This window comes from Pseudomonas sp. 43A (assembly GCF_013363935.1).
In the GTDB taxonomy this organism is placed as follows: domain Bacteria; phylum Pseudomonadota; class Gammaproteobacteria; order Pseudomonadales; family Pseudomonadaceae; genus Aquipseudomonas; species Aquipseudomonas crudilactis.
Genome location: NZ_CP054880.1, coordinates 883,833 through 903,940, shown reverse-complemented (window position 1 = coordinate 903,940; position 20,108 = coordinate 883,833). Strand labels below are relative to the sequence as shown.

Genomic DNA, 20,108 nt, shown 5'->3' with positions numbered 1-20,108 from the left:
CCCGAGCGCCGCGCTTGCGACCCTGTGACAACCACCAGGCAATGACGCCGAACGCTGTCGGCGCCCGTTCGCGGGCCCTGATGAGCAAACCTGCAAGGAAGAAAAAATGTCACCACGACTGCCTTTCAAAGGCACCGTTGAAAGCCCCGTACGACCGACCCGGCAAGAATCGGAAACAGTAAGGTCCGAGACACCACCGCATGTCGATTTCGGCCCATCGAGCTCACGAGGAACACTGAACCGTGAAGGTCTCGGCAGACCCGCGAGCGACGCCAGCCTCGATAGCATCGCGCCAATACCGGCGGTAACGATCAGCGAGTCAGCGCCACCAATAGCCGCGATCACGCGTGAGCAATGGCCACTGGAACATTACTGGATTGCCACCCCCGCTGACCTGCAAGGTCCAAATGCCGAGGGTTTCCGGGTGCACAGGGGGCGACGTTACGTCGATGTCCCCAACGGCGGCACGGTGCTTGTCGGAGTCGACACGCTGACCCGACAGTATCGAGCCCGCTTATCAACCGATCTGGAAGCGCTCGGCCCGGTGCTGCTGCGTGACACCGAAAGCGGGCTCTGGCACCCACAGGAACGCCTCCAACCAGCCCCGTCTGCGTCGACCGCGCCAGGCAGTGCTGGATTGCCCCGGCCCGGTGGCGGGCACGTACGCCCTGCTCATCGACAATTGGCAGACCGGGTTGCCGCCATCATCAATCGGCTGCGCAGTCCACACGCTCGCGCAAAGAGGCTGTTCCGCGCCATGAGTGAGGAACAGATTGGCGCTTACATCCGCTCGCTGGGCAGCGACATCGAAGGCGGGTTGAGTCGACGCGAAACCGAATACAAAACGCTCAAGCATCAACTGACGCTCTGGAGCACCGAATCATCTTCGACGCCAGCAATAGCAAAAGACTGGACAGAACACGTCACCCAGGAAATAAAACGCTGCTTTCGCCGAGAGACCGGGACATCATTGAAGCTTGCGCCTGGCAGCGGCCCCCTGCCGGCATTGCAGGCTGATTTCAGCCATGTCCGGGAACTGTCTCTGGACTCCATCACCTGGACGCCCGCAGCCGACACTTTTCTCAGCGGATTCTCGCGCCTGGAGCAATTGACGGTCACCCGCGCCACGCTGGATAAACTGCCGGCAGCCGTCGCGCAGATGGGCGACCTGAGAACATTGGATTTGAGTGCCAACCGGATCCGGCTGGACACACCAAGCGCCGCTGCACTCACGTCTCTCAGCAATCTTGAAACCATCAACCTGTCGAACAATCCGCTGAGCATGACGCCCGACTTCAGCGCGCTGACCGGGTTGAAAGTGTTGAACCTGAGCAATTCGCAACTGGATCAGTGGCCAACAGGCTTGCGCCACCAGACCGGTCTGCAAATCGTCGACTTGCGCAATAACCAACTGCAGGAAGTACCCCAGACGCTGCTCAATCCCCCCGCCGCACAGCTCGAGGCCACCGTCAGACTTAACGGCGTCACCCTTATTGAGGGCAACGCCTTTGCTCCCGGCTATTGGAAAACCCTGGAACTGTATTGGCGCCGCCTCGCTGCGGATCATCCTGCACTGTCTGGCGCTGCTCATCCACAGGGTCTCAGGCTGGTCGAAAACATTCCCGAGCTGACCGCGGTGCAGCGGATGTACCCGGGCAAGGATGCGCAAGCGGCGAAGGATTACGTTCTGCAATTGGGAGATCAGGAACTCACTCGCCGCCTGCAGGATTTCGACCTGCTTGAAACGCAGCTGGAAGATTATGTCGCCGGCCATCAATACCAGGGCTCCATCGACGCGGCCACAGCAAGACGATGGGCACCGCAACGTGTCGCCAGAATCATCAAGGCCTGCTGGCTACGGGAGTCGGGGGAAATGCTCAGACTTCCGCCCGGCAGTGGACCACTGCCCGCCCTGACGGCGGATTTCAGTCATGTCCGGATGCTCGATCTGCAAGAAATGAACTGGTCGGATAGCGGCGACACCTTCCTGGCCAACTTTACCAACCTGGAAAGCCTGTCCATCAACCGTTCCAATCTTCAACAGCTGCCAGCCAGCGTGAACGATATGAACAAGCTGACCCGACTGGATCTGAGCGCCAACAATCTTGAGCTGGATGCGCAAAGTGCTGCTGCACTGAGCACCCTGAGCCGGCTGCAGATCGTCAATCTTTCGCAGAACCCGCTGAAAACGACCCCCGACTTCAGCGCCATGTCCGAGCTGACAAGCCTTGACTTGAACAGTACGGGAATCGATCAGTGGCCGACCGGCCTGCTGGGCAAAACTGCTTTGGCCGGCCTTGATTTGCGCAATAACCACTTGACGCAAGTGCCCCAGGCAAACATCAACCCCGCTCCCGAGCAGTTGGCCTCGATCGCTCGAATCAACGGCGCTACGTTACTGGAGGGCAATGATTTTCCATCGGGTTACTGGAGAAAGTTCGACGGCTACTGGCGACGCGTGCACGTTGCGCACCCGCAACTGCTGGACGCTGCGCATCCCGCTGCTTTCGATAGCGACAACTCTCGAGCGCAGCGATATCGCCGTCTCTATCCGAACAAAAGCATCAAGGTGTGCAGAGAGTATTTGTGGAACCTTGACCAAGGCACTGCCGGTACAAGGCTGGCCAGCCTCGAACGAGAATTCACCACACTGAAAACCCATCTGGACGCGTGGGTTTTTTCGGGAGGTGGCAACCGTCAGGGTTATCTTCGCGCGAATCAGGTGTTAATCAACGCCGAGACTCGCAACGATCGCACCACGGCAAGCCAGCGGATCATCAGTTGCTGGCGACGTGAAACTCCGCAAAAACTGGCCAATGACAGGACCCCCATCGGACTTGAGCTGGACCTGCGCGGTCTGAGGCTGCAAAGCCTGCCGGATATCGACGCAGACTTCAGTCACGTCGGCTCGCTCAACCTGAGCAATATGGGCCTGAGCACATCGCCGGAAGGCTTTCTGACCCGTTTTCGCCACGTACGCTGGCTGGATCTTTCACGCAATCAACTGCGCGAATTGCCGCCCGCCGCTGGAGAAATGAACGGTCTGACCCGACTGTTTCTGCAGAACAACCAGATCGTCCTGACGGACGACACCGCCCGCGCTTTGTCAGAACGCACAACACTGCGAGCATTGTGGCTGCATGACAATCCACAATTGGCCATCGCCCCGGATTTCAGCCGGATAATCGACATGCGTTCAATCAATCTAGCCAACACAGGCATCGACACCTTTCCTGCCGGCATTGCCGATCAACCCCTATTGGATACCGTTAACCTGAGCAACAACCGGATCGAGGAAATCCCCGATTCCGTCATTGCCCCGCCGGACGAGCGACTTGCACACACGGCTCGCGTCAACAACGTGACCAACATCACCGACAATCCACTGTCGGCAGAGACACGTACCCGGCTGAACCATTACAACGATCGACTGATTGAGGCAGAGATGCCGCTAACCGGCCGGAACAACCTGCTCGACACGGCGGACGGCCACGCGCCTGTTGTGCGCCGAGTCACCACCGACAACCCATTGGCTCGCTGGACAGTCGGGATGCCAGCCGATCTGCTTTCAACCCGAAGAGCCCAATGGCGAACACTGCGTAACCAGCAAGGCTCCGACGGGCTGTTCAATACCCTTGCCCGTCTGCTGCATGTTCCCGCCGGCCATAACGACCTTCAGCAACGGGTCTGGAAACTGATCGACAGCATTACCGAAAACAACCCGCAATCCGAACGCCTGCGCAGCGAATTGTTCGAACGGTCAGGCGAGGCAGCCTGCTGCGATCGGGCAGCCTTCACGTTCGCCAATCTGGAAACCCGGATGATGATGCATAACGCTCGCAGCCTGGCTCGGGATCAGGCACAAGGTCCGCAACTTGCCTCACTGTCCAAGGCCTTGTTTCGCTTGCATGAGGTCGACAAAATCGCATCGGCGGACATTGCGCAACGAGAGCCGAGCATCCTCGAATCCAGGCAGGGCCAGGAGGCTCAGGCGCTTCCAGCCCCGCATGTCTCAGAAGAAGTCGAAATCAGGCTTTTTTATCGCCACGGTCTGAAAGACCGTTTGCAACTGCCGGGGCAGCCCGAGCGAATGGGTTTCGGGCATCTGGTCAATGTGTCAAAAGCACAGATGGATGCCGCATACGAAAAAATCATCGCACTGGATAACTCGCCCGAAGAATTTCAGGCTCTGTTATCGAGAGAGTTCTGGCAGGAGTTTGTCATCCACAAATACCAATCGCAGTTCGAAGCTCAGCGTCAGCCGTTTCAGGACCGCCAGGCGACACTCGATGAGTCTTATGCTGCCAACGAACTATCGTTTGCCGAATACGACGCGCAATCCAGAGCGCTGCAAGCGCCGCTTGCGATCGAGGAAGCGGCCTTGATCGAAACGCTGACCCGGCTGGAACTGGCCGGGCATGCGACCCGCGACAACGTCGAAGAACCCGCGGGCGAAAGCACGTAACACAGCGCAAGAGCGGGTGTTGGCCGAGTGACTTCGGCCAACACTCATTCGTCGTCGTCGAAGTTGTAGCTGCCGGGCGCTAGGTTTTCGAAACGGGTGTATTTGCCGATGAACGCCAGGCGGATAAAACCGATCGGGCCGTTACGCTGCTTGCCGATGATGATTTCGGCGATGCCCTTGTGTTCGGTTTCCGGGTGATACACCTCGTCGCGATAGACGAACATGATCACGTCGGCGTCCTGCTCGATCGCTCCGGATTCCCGCAAGTCGGAGTTCACTGGACGCTTGTTCGGACGTTGTTCCAGGGAGCGGTTGAGCTGCGACAGCGCCACCACCGGGCAGTTGAATTCCTTGGCCAGCGCTTTCAGGGATCGCGAGATCTCGGAAATTTCGTTGGTACGGTTGTCACCGCTGGAACCGGGGATCTGCATCAGTTGCAGGTAGTCGATCATGATCAGGCCGACGTCGCCGTGTTCACGCACCAGGCGCCGGGTCCGCGCACGCATTTCCGACGGGCTGATACCGGCGGTGTCATCGATGAACAGTTTGCGATCGTTGAGCAGGTTGACCGCTGAAGTCAGGCGCGGCCAGTCATCGTCTTCCAGTTGACCGGAACGCACTTTGGTCTGATCGATGCGCCCCAGCGAGGAGAGCATACGCATGATCAGCGATTCGCCTGGCATCTCGAGGGAGTACACCAGAACCGCCTTCTCGCTGCGCAACACAGCGTTTTCCACCAGGTTCATCGCAAAGGTGGTTTTACCCATCGACGGACGGCCGGCGACGATGATCAAGTCGGACGGCTGCAGGCCGCTGGTCTTCTCGTCGAGGTCGGTGTAGCCGGTGGACAAGCCAGTGATGGCGTTGTCAGTGTTGAACAGGGTGTCGATGCGGTCGATGGCCTTGGTCAGCAAATCGTTTACACCTACCGGGCCGCCGGTTTTAGGCCGGGCCTCGGCAATCTGGAAGATCTGCCGTTCGGCTTCGTCAAGAATCTCGGCGGCAGTACGACCTTCAGGGTTGAAGGCGCTGTCAGCGATCTCGGTGCTGATGCCGATCAACTGGCGCAAGGTCGCTCGTTCGCGAACGATCTGCGCATACGCCTTGATGTTGGCGACGGACGGCGTGTTTTTCGCCAGTTCGCCAAGGTAACCGAGACCGCCGACTTGCGAGGTCTGACCTTCCTTGTCCAATTGCTCGGCAAGGGTCACGACGTCGATCGGGGAGTTCTGATCGGCCAGTTTGGCGATCGCACGGAAAATCAGACGGTGGTCATGCCGATAGAAATCGCCGTCGGAGACTTGATCGAGCACGCGTTCCCAGGCGTTGTTGTCCAGCATCAGACCACCGAGTACAGCCTGTTCGGCTTCGATGGAATGCGGCGGCACCTTCAGGGCAGCGGTTTGCAGATCGTATTGCTCGGGAGCGGAGATATCGTTCATGGCCACTTGTGTTGTTTGAAAAAACAGGGAATTCAGAAAGACAAAGGGCACGACCTGTAAACAGGATCGTGCCCGATGTTAACCGTCTGACGGACAAGCCGCCAGCCGATCAGTGTTGCTTAAGCTGCTACCACAACAACGCGTACGGTGGCTTCAACTTCGGCGTGCAGGTGCACAGCCACGTCGAATTCACCCACGTTGCGGATGGTGCCGTTCGGCAGACGAACTTCGCTTTTCGCAACTTCAACGCCGGAGGCGGTCAGTGCGTCAGCAATGTCGTGAGTACCGATCGAACCGAACAGCTTGCCTTCGTCGCCAGCGGTGGCAGTGATGGTCACTTCCAGCTCGGCCAGTTGGGCAGCACGGCTTTCAGCCGATGCTTTACGGTCTGCGGCAGCTTTTTCCAGCTCAGCACGACGCTCTTCAAACGCAGCCAGGTTGGCAGCGGTTGCAGCGGTAGCTTTGCCGAAAGGCAGCAGGTAGTTACGGCCGTAACCGGCCTTAACGTTTACTTTGTCGCCCAGGTTGCCCAGGTTGGCGATTTTTTCCAGAAGGATCAGTTGCATGTGGAAATCCTCTTAACTTTTAACCTTCACCGTTCGCGTTATCGGTGTCTTTCGACACGTGACGACCGCGAAAATCAATCAGGCTGTCGACAATGGCCAAGACCACGAGCAACGGATAGATCAGCTGCATGAACAGCAGCAGCGTGACGTACAACCCCACCAGCCAGAAACCGGCCAGTCGCTTCTGCCCGACCAGCCCGTGAATCAGGGCAAGTCCGGCGAACACCAGCGGTACACTGCACAACGGCGTCAACATGGCCATCTGTGCACCGAGATTCGGGCCCAGAAGCATCAACGCCAGCAGTAACATCGCCGGCCCCAGCGGGATCCGGATGGCGCGAAACTCGCGACCAAAACCACCCGGGTTGTACAACAACGCCTGCCAATGCCGCCCGACAATCAGGCTCAGCACGCTGACGATTTGCAACAACGCCGCAATCAGTCCGGTCAGGACCGGTGCAATCAGGGACGCGAAACGCGCTTGCTCATCGACCGACAATTGCTTGTAGGTCTCACCGAGAAGCGCCGGCATGACCTTTATCAAGGCCTGCGCGAGCATCTCGATCTGGGCCGCAAACGCAGCCCCGAGCACCACTGAAAACACCACTCCAATCACTACGCTGACCAGCAGCGTGCGGACCCAGGACTCACTTGCGCGCAAAACCAACGCAAGTCCCGAAGACCCCAGCAGCACCAGAAGTGCGCGTGGGTCATCGGCATACAGCCACCAGATCAATGCCGGCAGCAGCCCCAGAGACAGAACACCCAGGGCGTCCGTCAGTCCGCGCCGCAGCAGCACAAGGCTCCCCGCGGCAGCGCCCAACCAATACAACAACGGCAATGTTGCACATCCGGCCACCACGAGAGTGGCCTGCATACGGCCTCGCATGATGAACTCAGCTAAGGCACGCATGCATTCAATCCTTTGCTACTTGTCGACTGCCCGGTCTCAGCGGCCGTGGCTGTCGGTGTAGGCCAGCAGGGCCAGGAAGCGGGCGCGCTTGATAGCGGTGGCCAGCTGACGCTGATAACGAGCTTTGGTACCGGTGATGCGGCTTGGAACGATTTTGCCGGTCTCGGATACGTAAGCTTTCAGAGTGTTGAGATCTTTGTAATCGATCTCTTTCACGTCTTCAGCGGTGAAGCGGCAGAATTTACGACGACGGAAGAAACGTGCCATTTGATAGGCTCCTTAATAAGGTCCGTGGATTACTCGTCAGCGTTATCGCTGTTGTCGCTGTCATCACTATCGGTGCCTTCGGCGCCTTCGTGCTCAGGACGGTCGCGACGCTCACGGCGCTCACTGCGGTTTTCTTCAGCCTTGAGCATCTCGGACTGGCCAGTTACGGCTTCGTCGCGACGGATGACCAGGTTACGGATCACTGCATCGTTGTAGCGGAAGTTGTCTTCCAGCTCGGCCAGGGCCTTGCCAGTGCACTCAACGTTCAGCATCACGTAGTGAGCCTTGTGAACATTGTTGATTGCGTAGGCCAGTTGACGACGGCCCCAATCTTCCAGACGGTGGATTTTGCCGCCGTCTTCTTCGATCAGCTTGGTGTAACGCTCAACCATGCCGCCGACTTGCTCGCTCTGATCCGGGTGGACCAGAAAGATGATTTCGTAATGACGCATGAATGCTCCTTACGGGTTGTAGCCTGCCGCTCAAAAACGGTCAGACAAGGAGTGAATGACACTTATGGACTTGCTGGCGCGGGGCACATGCGTGCCTGCCGTCACAGCAAGGGGCGCAATTGTAGAGAAGGGACAGAAGAGGTGCAAGGCAATTGGTGATTATTTGAACAATCACTCAGTTATGCCACACCACAAAACACTGTGGGAGCGAGCTTGCTCGCGAATGCGGTTTGTCAGGCAACATTTACGTCGACTGACACGCCCTCTTCGCGAGCAAGCTCGCTCCCACATTTGAATCGTGTACGACTCAGGATTTCTTGGCAGCAGCCTTGGCTTTTGCCCCGCGCTGACGCTGTGCTTCGAACAGACACACGCCGGTGGCAACCGAAACGTTGAGGCTGCTGACACTACCGGCCATCGGCAACTTCACCAGATAGTCGCAGTGTTCACGGGTCAGGCGACGCATGCCTTTGCCTTCAGCGCCCATGATCAGAATGGTCGGGCCAGTCAGATCCTGGTCGTAAATGCTGACTTCAGCTTCGCCTGCCGTGCCGACAATCCACAGACCGCGCTGCTGAAGTTTTTCCAGGGTACGGGCGAGGTTGGTTACCGCCACCAACGGAATCACTTCCGCCGCGCCGCAAGCGACTTTACGCACGACTGGCGTCAGGGTCGCCGACTTGTCTTTCGGCACGATCACCGCCAGTGCACCGGCAGCATCGGCCGAACGCAGGCAGGCGCCGAGGTTGTGCGGATCGGTCACGCCGTCGAGTACCAGCAACAGTGGCGCGCCTTCAGTGCGATCAAGCAGCTCATCGAGCATCGCCTCGCCCCAGACCTGGCTCGGGCTGACTTCCGCGACCACGCCCTGATGCACGCCTTCAACCCAGGCGTCCATTTCACGGCGTTCAGCCTGGCCGACCTGGACGCGATTTTCGTTGGCCAGCTCAACCAGCGTCTGCACGCGTGGATCATTGCGGCTTTCCGCCAGCCAGATCTGCTTGACGCGTCTCGGGTGGTGACGCAGCAGCGCTTCTACCGCGTGAACGCCGTAGATTTTTTCCAACTGACTCATGACTTCGCCTTCGGTTTACGTGCCCCGCCACTTTTGGCTGGAGCAGAACCCGCTTTTGGCGGGCCTTTACGGTGTTTGCTCGGTTTCGCTGGCTTGCCGCCGGAAGCCTTTTCAGGCGCCGACCGTCCGGTCTTTCCCCCGGACGCCGCTTTACCACCGTTTTTCGCGTCGGAAAGCAGCGCTTTCTTCATTTCACGGCTTTTGCGCAACTCGGCGTTTTTCGCCACGGCGTCGCTCGGACGATAGGCTTCGGCAGCCTTTTCTTTCGCCGGACGACGACCAGCGGTTTTCGCTGGAGCCGCTTCGGCTTTTTCCTTCGCGGCGGGTGCGGCCGTTTCAGCACCACGCTTCTTGCGGCCAATCGGCGCGCTGATGGTTTTTTCGGCCATCTCGAAGTCGATCTTGCGCTCGTCGAGGTCAACGCGCATCACACGTACTTCAACGGTATCGCCGAGACGGAAACTGCGGCCGGTGCGCTCGCCCGCCAGGCGGTGATGCACAGGATCGAAGTGGTAGTAATCGCCCGGCAGCGCGGTGACGTGCACCAGGCCTTCGACGTAGATATCGGTCAGTTCGACGAACAGACCAAAACCGGTCACCGCAGTGATCACACCCGGGAACGATTCGCCCACGCGATCCTTCATGAACTCGCATTTGAGCCAGTTCACGACGTCGCGGGTCGCTTCGTCGGCACGGCGCTCGCTCATCGAGCATTGCTCGCCGAGTTGCTCCAGCGCCGCTTCGTCGTACGGATAGATGCGCGCCTTCGGAATGGACATCGCACCGGCACGGCGAACGTGCGGGGTGTCCTGTTTCGAATGGATCACGCTGCGGATTGCGCGGTGCGTGAGCAAGTCCGGGTAACGACGGATCGGCGAGGTGAAGTGGGTATAAGCTTCGTAATTCAGGCCGAAGTGGCCCTGATTGTCAGCGCTGTACACCGCTTGACTCAGCGAACGCAGCATCACCGTCTGGATCAGATGGAAATCCGGACGATCCTTGATGCTCGCCAGCAGCGCCTGATAGTCCTTCGGCGACGGGCCGTCCTTGCCTTTGTGCAGGGACAGGCCGAGCTCGCCAAGGAAGGCACGGAGTTTTTCCAGACGCTCCGGTGGCGGACCATCGTGGACGCGATACAGCGCAGGGATTTCGTGCTTCTTGAGGAATTCGGCGGTGGCCACGTTAGCCGCCAGCATGCACTCCTCGATCAGCTTGTGCGCATCGTTACGGGTGGTCGGACGGATCTCGGCAATCTTGCGCTCGGTACCGAAGATGATTCGGGTTTCCTGCGTTTCGAAATCGATCGCGCCGCGTACGTGACGAGCAGCCAGCAGCACCTTGTACAGCGCATACAGCTGTTTAAGGTGCGGCAGAACGTCGTTGTACTCACCGCGAAGCTGACGCGCCTCGGTGACTTTCGGCGTTTCCAGCATCGCGCTGACTTTGTTGTATGTCAGACGAGCATGGGAGTGAATCACCGCTTCATAGAAGCAGTAGTCAGTCATTTCGCCGGACTTGGAGATGGTCATCTCGCAAACCATGGCCAGACGATCGACATGTGGGTTCAGCGAGCACAGGCCGTTGGACAGTTGCTCAGGCAGCATCGGCACGACGCGTTCCGGGAAGTACACGGAGTTGCCGCGCACTTGCGCTTCGTTGTCCAGCGCCGAACCAATCTTCACGTAGCTGGAAACGTCGGCAATCGCCACGTACAACTTCCAGCCGCCGGAGAACAGGCGCAGCTTGCCCGGTTTGGCTTCGCAATAAACCGCATCGTCGAAGTCGCGAGCATCTTCGCCGTCAATGGTGACGAACGGCAGATGGCGCAGGTCGACGCGCTTCTCTTTGTCTTTTTCTTCGACTTCCGGCTTGAGCTTGGCCGCTTCTTTCAGCACGGCTTCAGGCCAGACGTGCGGAATGTCGTAGGTGCGCAGGGCCACATCGATTTCCATGCCCGGCGCCATGTAGTTGCCGACCACTTCGACCACGTCGCCTTGCGGCTGGAAGCGCGGCGTTGGCCAGTGGGTGATTTTCACCTCGACAAACTGACCGATCTGCGCGTTGGCGTTGCGGCCCGGGGTGACCAGCACTTCTTGCTGAATCTTCGGATTGTCCGCGACGACGAAGCCGATGCCGCCCTCTTCAAAGTAGCGACCGACGATGGTTTCGTGGGCACGGGACACCACTTCGACAATCACGCCTTCGCGGCGACCGCGACGGTCGAGACCGGAAACACGCGCCAATGCACGGTCGCCATCGAATACCAGACGCATTTGCGCCGGGCTCATGAACAGGTCGTCGCTGCCATCGTCAGGAACGAGGAAGCCGAAACCGTCACGATGACCGCTGATGCGACCGAGGATCAGGTCGAGCTTGTCTACCGGCGCGTATGTGCCACGGCGGGTGTAGATCAGTTGAGCGTCGCGCTCCATAGCGCGAAGGCGGCGGCGCAGGGCTTCGATCTGGTCTTCTGTGGTCAGACCAAACTCTTCCACCAGTTGCTCGCGGGCAGCAGGCGAACCCCGATCGGCGAGGTGCGCCAGGATCAGTTCGCGGCTAGGAATAGGGTTTTCATATTTTTCCGCTTCACGAGCGGCCTCGGGATCGAGGGACTGCCAATCGGCCATTAGAGAGTTTTCACCTTGTCTATATGCGGGTTAGTTTGGCATAGGCGCCATGAAACGGGAAATTTCCGACTCTATAAGGCGCGTATCCGGGGCTGTAGCGTTGCTTGAAAGCCGTTTTGAACACCGCTGGTAAAAAAAATCATGTTTTTTGCTGAGAGGGGTTTACAGTTAAAAAGACGCTCCGTATAGTGCGCGCCATCGACGACGCACAGCGTTGCCGATACTGCCCAGATGGTGAAATTGGTAGACACGCCAGCTTCAGGTGCTGGTGACCGCAAGGTCGTGGAAGTTCGAGTCTTCTTCTGGGCACCAATTTCGAGCTTGAGACTAGATCAGTTTCAAGGCTCACACAAAAACCCGCGAAAGCGGGTTTTTTGCATTCTAAGCCCGGGTTTTCTTAAAACTGATTTATTAAAATTAAATCAGGGGTTTACAGATCAAAATGCGCTCCGTATAGTGCGCCACATCAACAGCGGCAACGCTAGCGATGATTGCCCAGATGGTGAAATTGGTAGACACGCCAGCTTCAGGTGCTGGTGACCTTACGGTCGTGGAAGTTCGAGTCTTCTTCTGGGCACCAATTCAAACTCAAGGTTACGACCTTGAGTTTCACAAAAACCCGCGAAAGCGGGTTTTTGCGTTTCTGGCTTGCAGAAATTTATCACTACCCCGCCTATCAAAATGCCAGCCCCGCCGCAAGGCGCACTTGAGAAACAATATCGTTTATCATTGTTGCAAGTTTTTGCAATGCGACAGTGAGGAACCCTGCGAATGACGTTTCGAAATACCCTGCGCCGAGGCTTGACCTTCACCCTCCTCGGCCTGGCGCTCGCCACTCCCCTCACCCAGGCTGCCGATGCGGTTTCCCTGACTCTCTACAACGGCCAGCACAAGGAAGTCGGCGACGCGATCGCCAAAGCCTTCGAAGCCAAGACCGGCATTCACGTCAACGTACGCAAGGGCAGCAGCAATCAGTTGGCCAGCCAGGTCATCGAAGAAGGCGATCGCTCCCCTGCCGACGTGATCTACACCGAAGAGTCGCCGCCACTGAACAATCTCGGCGAACTGGGCTTGCTGGCCAAAACCGATGACACCACTCTGGCTGTGCTACCGGAAAAATATGTCGCCGGCAACGGCACCTGGATCGGCGTGACAGCGCGGGTTCGCGTTGTCGCCTACAACCCGAAACTGGTCGACGAAAAAGACCTGCCGAAATCGGTGATGGAGTTCTCCGATCCGCAGTGGCAGGGCAAAGTCGGCTTCGTACCGACCAGCGGCGCCTTTCAGGAACAAGCCGTAGCGATCATCAAGATGCACGGTCGCGACGCCGCCGAAGAATGGCTGACCGGTCTGCGCGCATTCGGCAAGACCTACAGCAACAACATGGTCGCCCTCAAAGCCGTGGAAAACGGCGAAGTCGCCACCGTGCTGGTGAACAACTACTACTGGTTCGCCCTGCAACGCGAGAAAGGCAAACTGGATTCAAAGCTGCATTACTTCACCGGCGGTGACGTCGGCGGCTTGATCACTGTGTCCAGCGCGGCCGTGCTGAAATCCAGCAAACATCCAAAAGAAGCCCAGCAGTTTCTTGCCTACATGGCCAGTGAAGAAGGCCAGCGCGTGATCACTCAGACGACCGCCGAGTATCCGCTACACAAAGGCATGGAATCGGATCGCGGGCTCAAGCCGTTCAGCGAACTGGAAGCGCCGAACGTGACCCCGGCCGATCTGGGCAATGCTGAAGAAGCGCTGGAGCTGGAACGCGAAGTTGGCTTGAACTGATGACCGCATCGTTATCCGCCCCTGCCGCGCGCGGGGGTTACGTACCAAAGCGCAAGCGGCCATCGATCTGGCTGGTATTGCCAGTTTTGTTGCTGGTGGTACTGAGCCTGTTGCCGCTGGCCTATGTCGGGCTCAAAGCATGGCAGGCCGGCTGGGCCGAAGCGCTGCACTTGTTGTGGCGTCCGTATGTATTCGGCCTGCTGCGCAACACCTTGGCTTTGATGGTTGGCGTAACCCTCACGTGCGGCGTGATCGGCCTGTCGCTGGCCTGGCTGCTGGAGCGCAGCAACTTGCCGGGGCGACGCTTGTGGGGCGTGATTCTGTGCTTGCCGTTCGCAGTGCCAGCATTTGTCAGCAGTTTCACCTGGGTCTCTTTGAGCGCACAGTTCGAAGGGCTCGGCGGGGCGATTCTGGTGATGAGCCTGTCGAAGTACCCGCTGATCTTCCTGCCAGTGGCCGCGACGCTGCGCAATCTCGATCCCTCTCTTGAAGAATCCGCCCGCACCCTCGGCCAGAATCGCTGGGGCGTATTCTTTCGCGTCACACTGCCTTTGCTCTGGCCATCACTATTGGCCGGTTCGTTGCTGATTGCCTTGCACATGCTGGTGGAGTTCGGCGCACTGTCGATCATCGGCCTGCAAACCTTCACCACGGCGATCTATCAGCAATTCGAACTGGAATTCAGCAACGCCAACGCAGCGATGCTCTCGGCCGTATTGCTGGCGCTGTGCCTGGTTTTGCTTTGGCTGGAGTTGCGCGTACGCGGCAAGGGCCGGCATGTGCGCACCGGCCAGGGTGCGGCGCGCCAGGCTGAACAGGTTCGGCTCGGACCATGGGCAGCCGTCGGTCAGTTGTATTGCCTGATGCTGGCGGTTGTCGGCAGCGGCATTCCGCTGGGAATGTTGGCGTATTGGCTGGCGGTCGGTTCGTCGGCGGCTTTTCCGGTGGCTGCGATTACTGAAGCGTTGCTTTCTTCTTTGGCGCTTTCTCTTGGCGGCGCAGCATTGTGCCTGGTGCTGGCAGTTCCGGTGGGGTTGCTGGTGGTGCGCTACAAAGGCCAACTGGCGATTTGGGCCGAGCGCTTGCCGTATCTGCTGCATGCACTGCCAGGATTGGTGATTGCGTTGACGCTGGTGTATTTCGCCCTGCATTACGTGCCGGCGCTTTATCAGACGTCGGGGCTGCTGCTGATCGCTTATGCGCTGCTGTTTCTACCACTGGCGCAGGCGCCGATCCGCACGGCACTGAACAAGGCTGCGCCACAACTGGAAGAAGCTGCGCGGACGCTGGGGGCTTCGTCGTTCACGGCGTTTTGCCGGGTGACGCTGCCGATCATCTTCCCGGCATTGGGCGCGGCGTTTGCACTGGTGTTTCTGGATGCGATGAAGGAATTGACCGCGACACTGCTGCTGAGTCCGACCGGGCTTAATACGCTGGCGACCGAGGTGTGGGCGCATACCGCGAATGTCGAGTTTGCGGCGGCGGCGCCTTATGCGGCGTTGTTGATTTTGGTATCGGGGTTGCCGGTTTATCTGCTGACGACGCGGATGTATTTGAGCCGTTGAAATAGCTATCGCGAGCAGGCTCACTCCTACATTGGAATGCGTTTCCCCTGTAGGAGTGAGCCTGCTCGCGATGAAGCCAAACCAGACAGCATCAAGCCCTGAACTGCCCCAGACTCGCCTTGAGCTGCGCAGCCAATCCATCCAGCACCTTGCCACTCGCCGTGGTCTCCACCACCGCCTGCGCCGCTTTCTCGGCCTGCGCATGAATCGTCTCGACCCGCCCACGCACAGCCTGCGCGCCCTGCGCCTGATGCGCCGCTGCCTGGGTGGCCAGACCTATCGCCGCATGCACTTGCTCGACCGACGCCTGCACTGACTGCTGCAAGCGCGCACTGTCGCGCAACACCAGCAACCCTTCGCTGGCCTGACGCCCGGCCTGGCCGATCGCCTCGACCGCCTCGCGGGCGCCCTGCTGCAACGCGACGATGTGCGCCTGAATATCGCCCGTGGAGCTTTGTGTCTTGCTCGCCAGCGCTCGAACTTCGTCCGCCACCACCGCAAAACCACGCCCGGTCTCGCCCGCCCGCGCCGCCTCGATAGCGGCGTTGAGCGCCAGCAGATTGGTCTGCTCGGCGATCCCGTGAATCACCGTCAACACCACTTCAATCTGCTCACTCTGCTGCGCCAGCCGCTCGATGACTTTCGCGCCGGTATCGACCTGCCCCGCCAGCGCCTCGATCAAGCCGCCGACTTTGGCGGAGGTGCGAGTGTTTTCATCCGTGGCCTGACGAATATCCACCACCTGCTTCAGCGCCGCCTGCATGGCATGGCTTTCCGACTGCGCCTCATCAGCCATTTGCGACAGTGCGCGCAGGCTTTCCGCCACTTCATCACGCTGCATGCCCGCCGCCGCATCGGCACCGGCATTGCGCAGGGTCATCGCGCCGATTTCTACGCCGGTACGCTGCGCAACATCGCCCGCCTCGCGCACGATCGGCTGCAACTTATCCACAAAGCGATTGACCGCCGAAGCCATGTCGCCGATTTCGTCCTTGCTGTTGATCTGCACACGCTTGGTCAGGTCGCCCTCGCCCGCCGCCAGGTCATCCATCGCGGCGTTGAGCATCTTCAGCCGATTGACCACGCGATGACCCAACACTACCGCCAGCAACAGCAGCACACCGCAACCGACCAGCGCCAGACCCAGGCCAATGCGCCAGCGCAAGGTTGCCGCTGCTTCCTGAACGGTATTGGCGGTATTGGATTTCATCTCGGTCGCAGTGGACTGCGCCGACTGCAGGCGCGACTGCATGGCTTTGGCACTGTCTGCGGCGGCGCCCTTGAGACTGTCGCCGACCAACTGATCACTGCTGGCGATCAACGCCGAGAAGCGCTTGTCCAGCGCCGCCAGATCGGTTTCCACCGACGCAGTGGATACACCCATCAGCACTTTGCCGATTTCCACGCCGTTGGGGTTGATCGAAGCTTCGAGGTAGTAAACCGACGGATCGTTCTTGGCCGCATCCAGCACTTTATCCAGCGCACGCTCGCCCTGGCCTTTTTCCAACAGGGCCTTGTTGATCGGGTTTTCGCGGTTGAGATAACGGGTCAGGTGCTGGCCGGTGGCGTCGTCGTAGACCACGAACAGCACGTTGGGATTACGCTGGGCACGGCGGGCGAATTCGGACAGGGTCGGTACGTCGCTGTCCCACATGGCACGCGGGGCGACGGAGGCCAGTAACTGCGCCATGTCATTGGCCGAATCTTTCAGATCCTTTTCCAGCGTCGCACGCAATTGCGCCTGCTCATCTTTCAGGCGCGAAGACAGGCCGGCAGTCAGTCGCTGACGGGTACTGGCCGACAAGGCATCAAGGCTCGAGGTGACCTCTCGCCCGGCCTGCTCCAGCTCGCCGGAGAGTTTCTGGCTGTCGGCGCCGAGGCGCACCGCCAGATCAGCTTCCAGCGCCGTGACGGTGCTCCGCGTCAGGGCAACGGCCACCAACACTTGCACCAAAAGGGCGATACCAAGGGTAACGAACACGGGGCGCAACAAACGGCTTTGTAACAGTGAGAGAACGGCCGACACTGTGAATACCTCTACTTCTGACGCCATTAATTTGATGGCACTCTTGTAGACAGATTCACAGCAAAGGTCATGCCGTCCAACAGGCATAAACGACAAAGGCCCCGATGAAGGGGCCTTTGTGTTTTTACATCAACGACTTATCAAGCAAACGGATGACGCAGAACGATGGTTTCGTTGCGGTCCGGGCCCGTCGAAATAATGTCGATCGGCGCGCCGATCAACTCTTCAACGCGCTTGATGTAGGCACGAGCATTAGCTGGCAGCTCTTCCAGGGTCTTGGCGCCCACGGTCGATTCGGTCCAGCCCGGCACTTCTTCGTACACAGGCTGCAGGCCTACGTAGCTGTCAGCATCGGTCGGAGCAACGGCGTTGCCTTCGGCATCTTTGTAGCCAACGCAGATGTTGATGGTTTCCAGACCGTCGAGTACGTCCAGCTTGGTCAGGCAGATGCCCGAGATGCTGTTCACATCGATCGCGCGACGCAGGATAACGGCGTCGAACCAGCCGCAACGACGGGCACGGCCGGTGGTGGCGCCGAACTCGTGACCTTGCTTGGCCAGGTGTGCACCGACTTCGTCGAACAGCTCAGTCGGGAACGGGCCCGAACCAACGCGAGTGGTGTAAGCCTTGGTGATGCCCAGGATGTAGTCCAGGAACATCGGGCCAACGCCCGAACCGGTCGCCACGCCACCGGCGGTGGTGTTGGAGCTGGTCACGTACGGGTAGGTACCGTGGTCGATGTCGAGCAACGAACCCTGGGCGCCTTCGAACATGATGTCTTTGCCGGCGCGACGCAGGTCGTGCAGCTCGGCCGTGACGTCGAGCATCAGCGGCTTCAGCAGCTCGGCGTATTCCTTGCACTCGGCCAGGGTCTTTTCGAACTCGATGGCCGGCTCTTTGTAGTAACCAACCAGCATGAAGTTGTGGTAATCCACCAGTTCACGCAGCTTGTCTTCGAAACGCGGCATGTTCAGCAGGTCGCCAACACGCAGGCCACGACGAGCAACCTTGTCTTCGTACGCCGGGCCGATGCCGCGACCGGTAGTACCGATCTTCAGCTCGCCACGGGCCTTTTCACGGGCCTGGTCCAGCGCCACGTGGAAGGACAGGATCAGCGGGCAGGACGGGCTGATACGCAGACGCTCGCGCACCGGCACGCCTTTCTCTTCCAGCTTGGTGATCTCGCGCAGCAGGGCGTCAGGTGCAACCACCACGCCGTTGCCGATCAGGCACTGCACGCCTTCGCGCAGCACGCCCGACGGAATCAGGTGCAAAACGGTTTTCTCGCCGTCGATCACCAGGGTGTGACCAGCGTTGTGGCCACCCTGGTAGCGCACTACGGCGGCAGCATGTTCGGTCAGCAGATCAACGATCTTGCCTTTGCCCTCATCACCCCATTGGGTGCCCAGGACTACGACATTCTTACCCATAACACTTGTCCTCATTCGCGCAAACTTGGTGCCGGCGATGGCCGGCAGGAAAACTCAAGAAGCCAGTGGCGATACTTGCCAAAGCCCGTTCTGCTGAATCAATTGCCGGTCGCAGTCCGCATCACGGGCGGCGGCCAAAGGTTGCCCAGGCAAAGCCTGAACGACACGCTGACCCTCACTGCGCAACTGGCAAACCTGCTGCCAGAGTGCCGCATCCGTACTGTCAGGCATCCAGATACCGCCAGACGGTAGCTCGATGTCAGCACGCCCCAGGGTCACCAGGGTTTTCAAATCGGTGGAAAAGCCTGTCGCTGGACGGGCGCGACCGAAGTCGGCACCGATGTCGTCGTAACGACCGCCCTGAGCGATGGACTGGCCAACGCCCGGTACGAACACCGCGAACACCACACCGGTGTGGTAGTGGTAGCCACGCAACTCGCCCAGATCGAAGTACAACGGCAGCTCCGGGAAGCGTGCCGACAGACGCTCGGCGATCGCCAGCAAGTCTTCCAGTGCCGCCAGAACCGGCGCCGGCGCATTGGCCAGACGCTCGCGGGCAGCGCTCAACACTTCACGGCCGCCGCACAGGTCGACCAGCGCACGCAGCATGCCGGACAAGTCGGCCGGCAAGCCTTCGGTCAAGGTAATGACCTCGTCGATGGCCTTGCGTTGCAATGCATCGAACAACTGCTGCTCGACTTCACCGGACAGACCGGCGGCACGCGCCAGACCACGGTAGATGCCGACATGACCAAGATCCATGTGCACATCCGGCACATCGGCCAGTTGCAGCATGGCCAGCATCAGGCTGATCACTTCAACGTCGCTGCTCGGGCTGGCGTCGCCGTACAACTCGGCGCCCAACTGGATCGGGCTGCGCGAGGACGACAGTGCACGCGGCTGCGCGTGCAGCACGCTGCCGGCGTAGCACAGACGGCTCGGACCTTCGCGACGCAGGGTGTGCGCATCGATGCGCGCCACTTGCGGCGTGATGTCGGCACGGAAACCCATCTGCCGGCCCGACTGCGGGTCGATGACCTTGAAGGTACGCAGATCCAGGTCCTGGCCCGCGCCGGTCAGCAGGGATTCCAGGTACTCGATATGGGGAGTCACGACAAACTCGTAACCCCAGCTCTGGAACAGATCCAACACCTGACGACGCGCGACTTCAATGCGCGCCGCTTCCGGTGGCAGTACTTCTTCGATGCCATCTGGCAGCAGCCAGCGGTCTACCGTTGCCATTACGCCATTCCCCTTTGATCCGGGCGGCCAGCCTGCGGGCGAGCCTTGAGTGAAGCAGAAAATGACTGGTCCGTTCAAAACGCACGCGCATGAACGACGCGGCGAAAGGCCTGTTACCGGCTTCGCCCATCACTTTCCTCGAAATACTCTCGGGCCATTCAACCCGATGCCTGCAACAAAAAACAGCAATCAAACGTGCAGACGCAAAAAAGCCGGGAATTTCCCGGCTGCCGCATCATACACACGTTTTCCCAAA

Annotated in this window: 13 protein-coding genes and 2 tRNA genes; 5 read left to right on the top strand and 10 right to left on the bottom strand. The window is 59.4% G+C overall.

Annotated elements, in window-relative coordinates; all coding sequences use genetic code 11:
* Positions 1-106: 106 nt before the first annotated feature.
* Entirely contained in the window at positions 107-4,465 is a 4,359-nt protein-coding gene (locus HUW52_RS03880; RefSeq protein WP_256667901.1) for an NEL-type E3 ubiquitin ligase domain-containing protein, read from the top strand.
* Positions 4,466-4,509: 44 nt separating this feature from the next.
* Here HUW52_RS03880 and dnaB read toward each other — a convergent pair whose 3' ends face one another.
* From dnaB to rnr, 7 genes are all read right to left on the bottom strand, one after another.
* Positions 4,510-5,907 carry a replicative DNA helicase gene (gene dnaB / locus HUW52_RS03875; RefSeq protein ID WP_016983781.1) on the bottom strand — a complete coding sequence of 466 codons (1,398 nt, stop codon included), beginning with the start codon at positions 5,905-5,907 and terminating at the stop codon, positions 4,510-4,512.
* A 119-nt stretch (positions 5,908-6,026) separates the two neighbouring features.
* Positions 6,027-6,473, bottom strand: coding sequence for a 50S ribosomal protein L9 (rplI, locus tag HUW52_RS03870; protein ID WP_003186385.1), 447 nt, complete (start codon positions 6,471-6,473; stop codon positions 6,027-6,029).
* A 19-nt stretch (positions 6,474-6,492) separates the two neighbouring features.
* On the bottom strand, positions 6,493-7,386 hold the full coding sequence (locus tag HUW52_RS03865) for a hypothetical protein (protein ID WP_016983782.1): 894 nt from the start codon (positions 7,384-7,386) through the stop codon (positions 6,493-6,495).
* 36 nt (positions 7,387-7,422) lie between these two features.
* Complete coding sequence (rpsR, locus tag HUW52_RS03860) at positions 7,423-7,653, bottom strand: 30S ribosomal protein S18 (RefSeq protein WP_002551829.1); 231 nt, start codon at positions 7,651-7,653, stop codon at positions 7,423-7,425.
* Positions 7,654-7,682: 29 nt separating this feature from the next.
* Complete coding sequence (rpsF, locus tag HUW52_RS03855) at positions 7,683-8,105, bottom strand: 30S ribosomal protein S6 (protein ID WP_016771938.1); 423 nt, start codon at positions 8,103-8,105, stop codon at positions 7,683-7,685.
* 307 nt (positions 8,106-8,412) lie between these two features.
* Entirely contained in the window at positions 8,413-9,180 is a 768-nt protein-coding gene (rlmB, locus tag HUW52_RS03850; RefSeq protein ID WP_175553013.1) for a 23S rRNA (guanosine(2251)-2'-O)-methyltransferase RlmB, read from the bottom strand.
* Positions 9,177-11,807, bottom strand: a complete 2,631-nt coding sequence (gene rnr / locus HUW52_RS03845) for a ribonuclease R (RefSeq protein WP_016983784.1) — start codon at positions 11,805-11,807, stop codon at positions 9,177-9,179. Before rnr ends, rlmB begins: the two co-directional genes overlap by 4 nt.
* A gap of 225 nt (positions 11,808-12,032) precedes the next feature.
* On the opposite strand from rnr, the gene HUW52_RS03840 reads away from it, so the two are divergent.
* The 4 genes from HUW52_RS03840 to HUW52_RS03825 all read left to right on the top strand — a co-directional run bounded on the left by HUW52_RS03840 (position 12,033) and on the right by HUW52_RS03825 (position 15,154).
* A tRNA-Leu gene (locus HUW52_RS03840) sits at positions 12,033-12,119 on the top strand.
* 181 nt (positions 12,120-12,300) lie between these two features.
* Positions 12,301-12,387, top strand: a tRNA-Leu gene (locus HUW52_RS03835).
* Between the two features lie 191 nt (positions 12,388-12,578).
* Positions 12,579-13,589, top strand: coding sequence for an extracellular solute-binding protein (locus tag HUW52_RS03830; protein ID WP_016984779.1), 1,011 nt, complete (start codon positions 12,579-12,581; stop codon positions 13,587-13,589).
* The gene (locus HUW52_RS03825) at positions 13,589-15,154 is read left to right on the top strand and encodes an iron ABC transporter permease (protein WP_116031913.1); all 1,566 of its coding nucleotides are present in this window, start codon (positions 13,589-13,591) and stop codon (positions 15,152-15,154) included. The genes HUW52_RS03830 and HUW52_RS03825 overlap by 1 nt, the downstream gene beginning before the upstream one ends.
* Positions 15,155-15,245: 91 nt before the next feature.
* On the opposite strand, the gene HUW52_RS03820 is transcribed toward HUW52_RS03825, so the two are convergent.
* From HUW52_RS03820 to HUW52_RS03810, 3 genes are all read right to left on the bottom strand, one after another.
* Positions 15,246-17,180: a methyl-accepting chemotaxis protein gene (locus HUW52_RS03820; protein ID WP_175553012.1), complete on the bottom strand. Its 1,935-nt coding sequence runs from the start codon at positions 17,178-17,180 to the stop codon at positions 15,246-15,248.
* Positions 17,181-17,320: 140 nt separating this feature from the next.
* Positions 17,321-18,610, bottom strand: a complete 1,290-nt coding sequence (locus HUW52_RS03815; RefSeq protein WP_016984782.1) for an adenylosuccinate synthase — start codon at positions 18,608-18,610, stop codon at positions 17,321-17,323.
* A gap of 54 nt (positions 18,611-18,664) precedes the next feature.
* The gene (locus HUW52_RS03810; RefSeq protein WP_016984783.1) at positions 18,665-19,852 is read right to left on the bottom strand and encodes an ATP phosphoribosyltransferase regulatory subunit; all 1,188 of its coding nucleotides are present in this window, start codon (positions 19,850-19,852) and stop codon (positions 18,665-18,667) included.
* Positions 19,853-20,108: the final 256 nt, after the last annotated feature.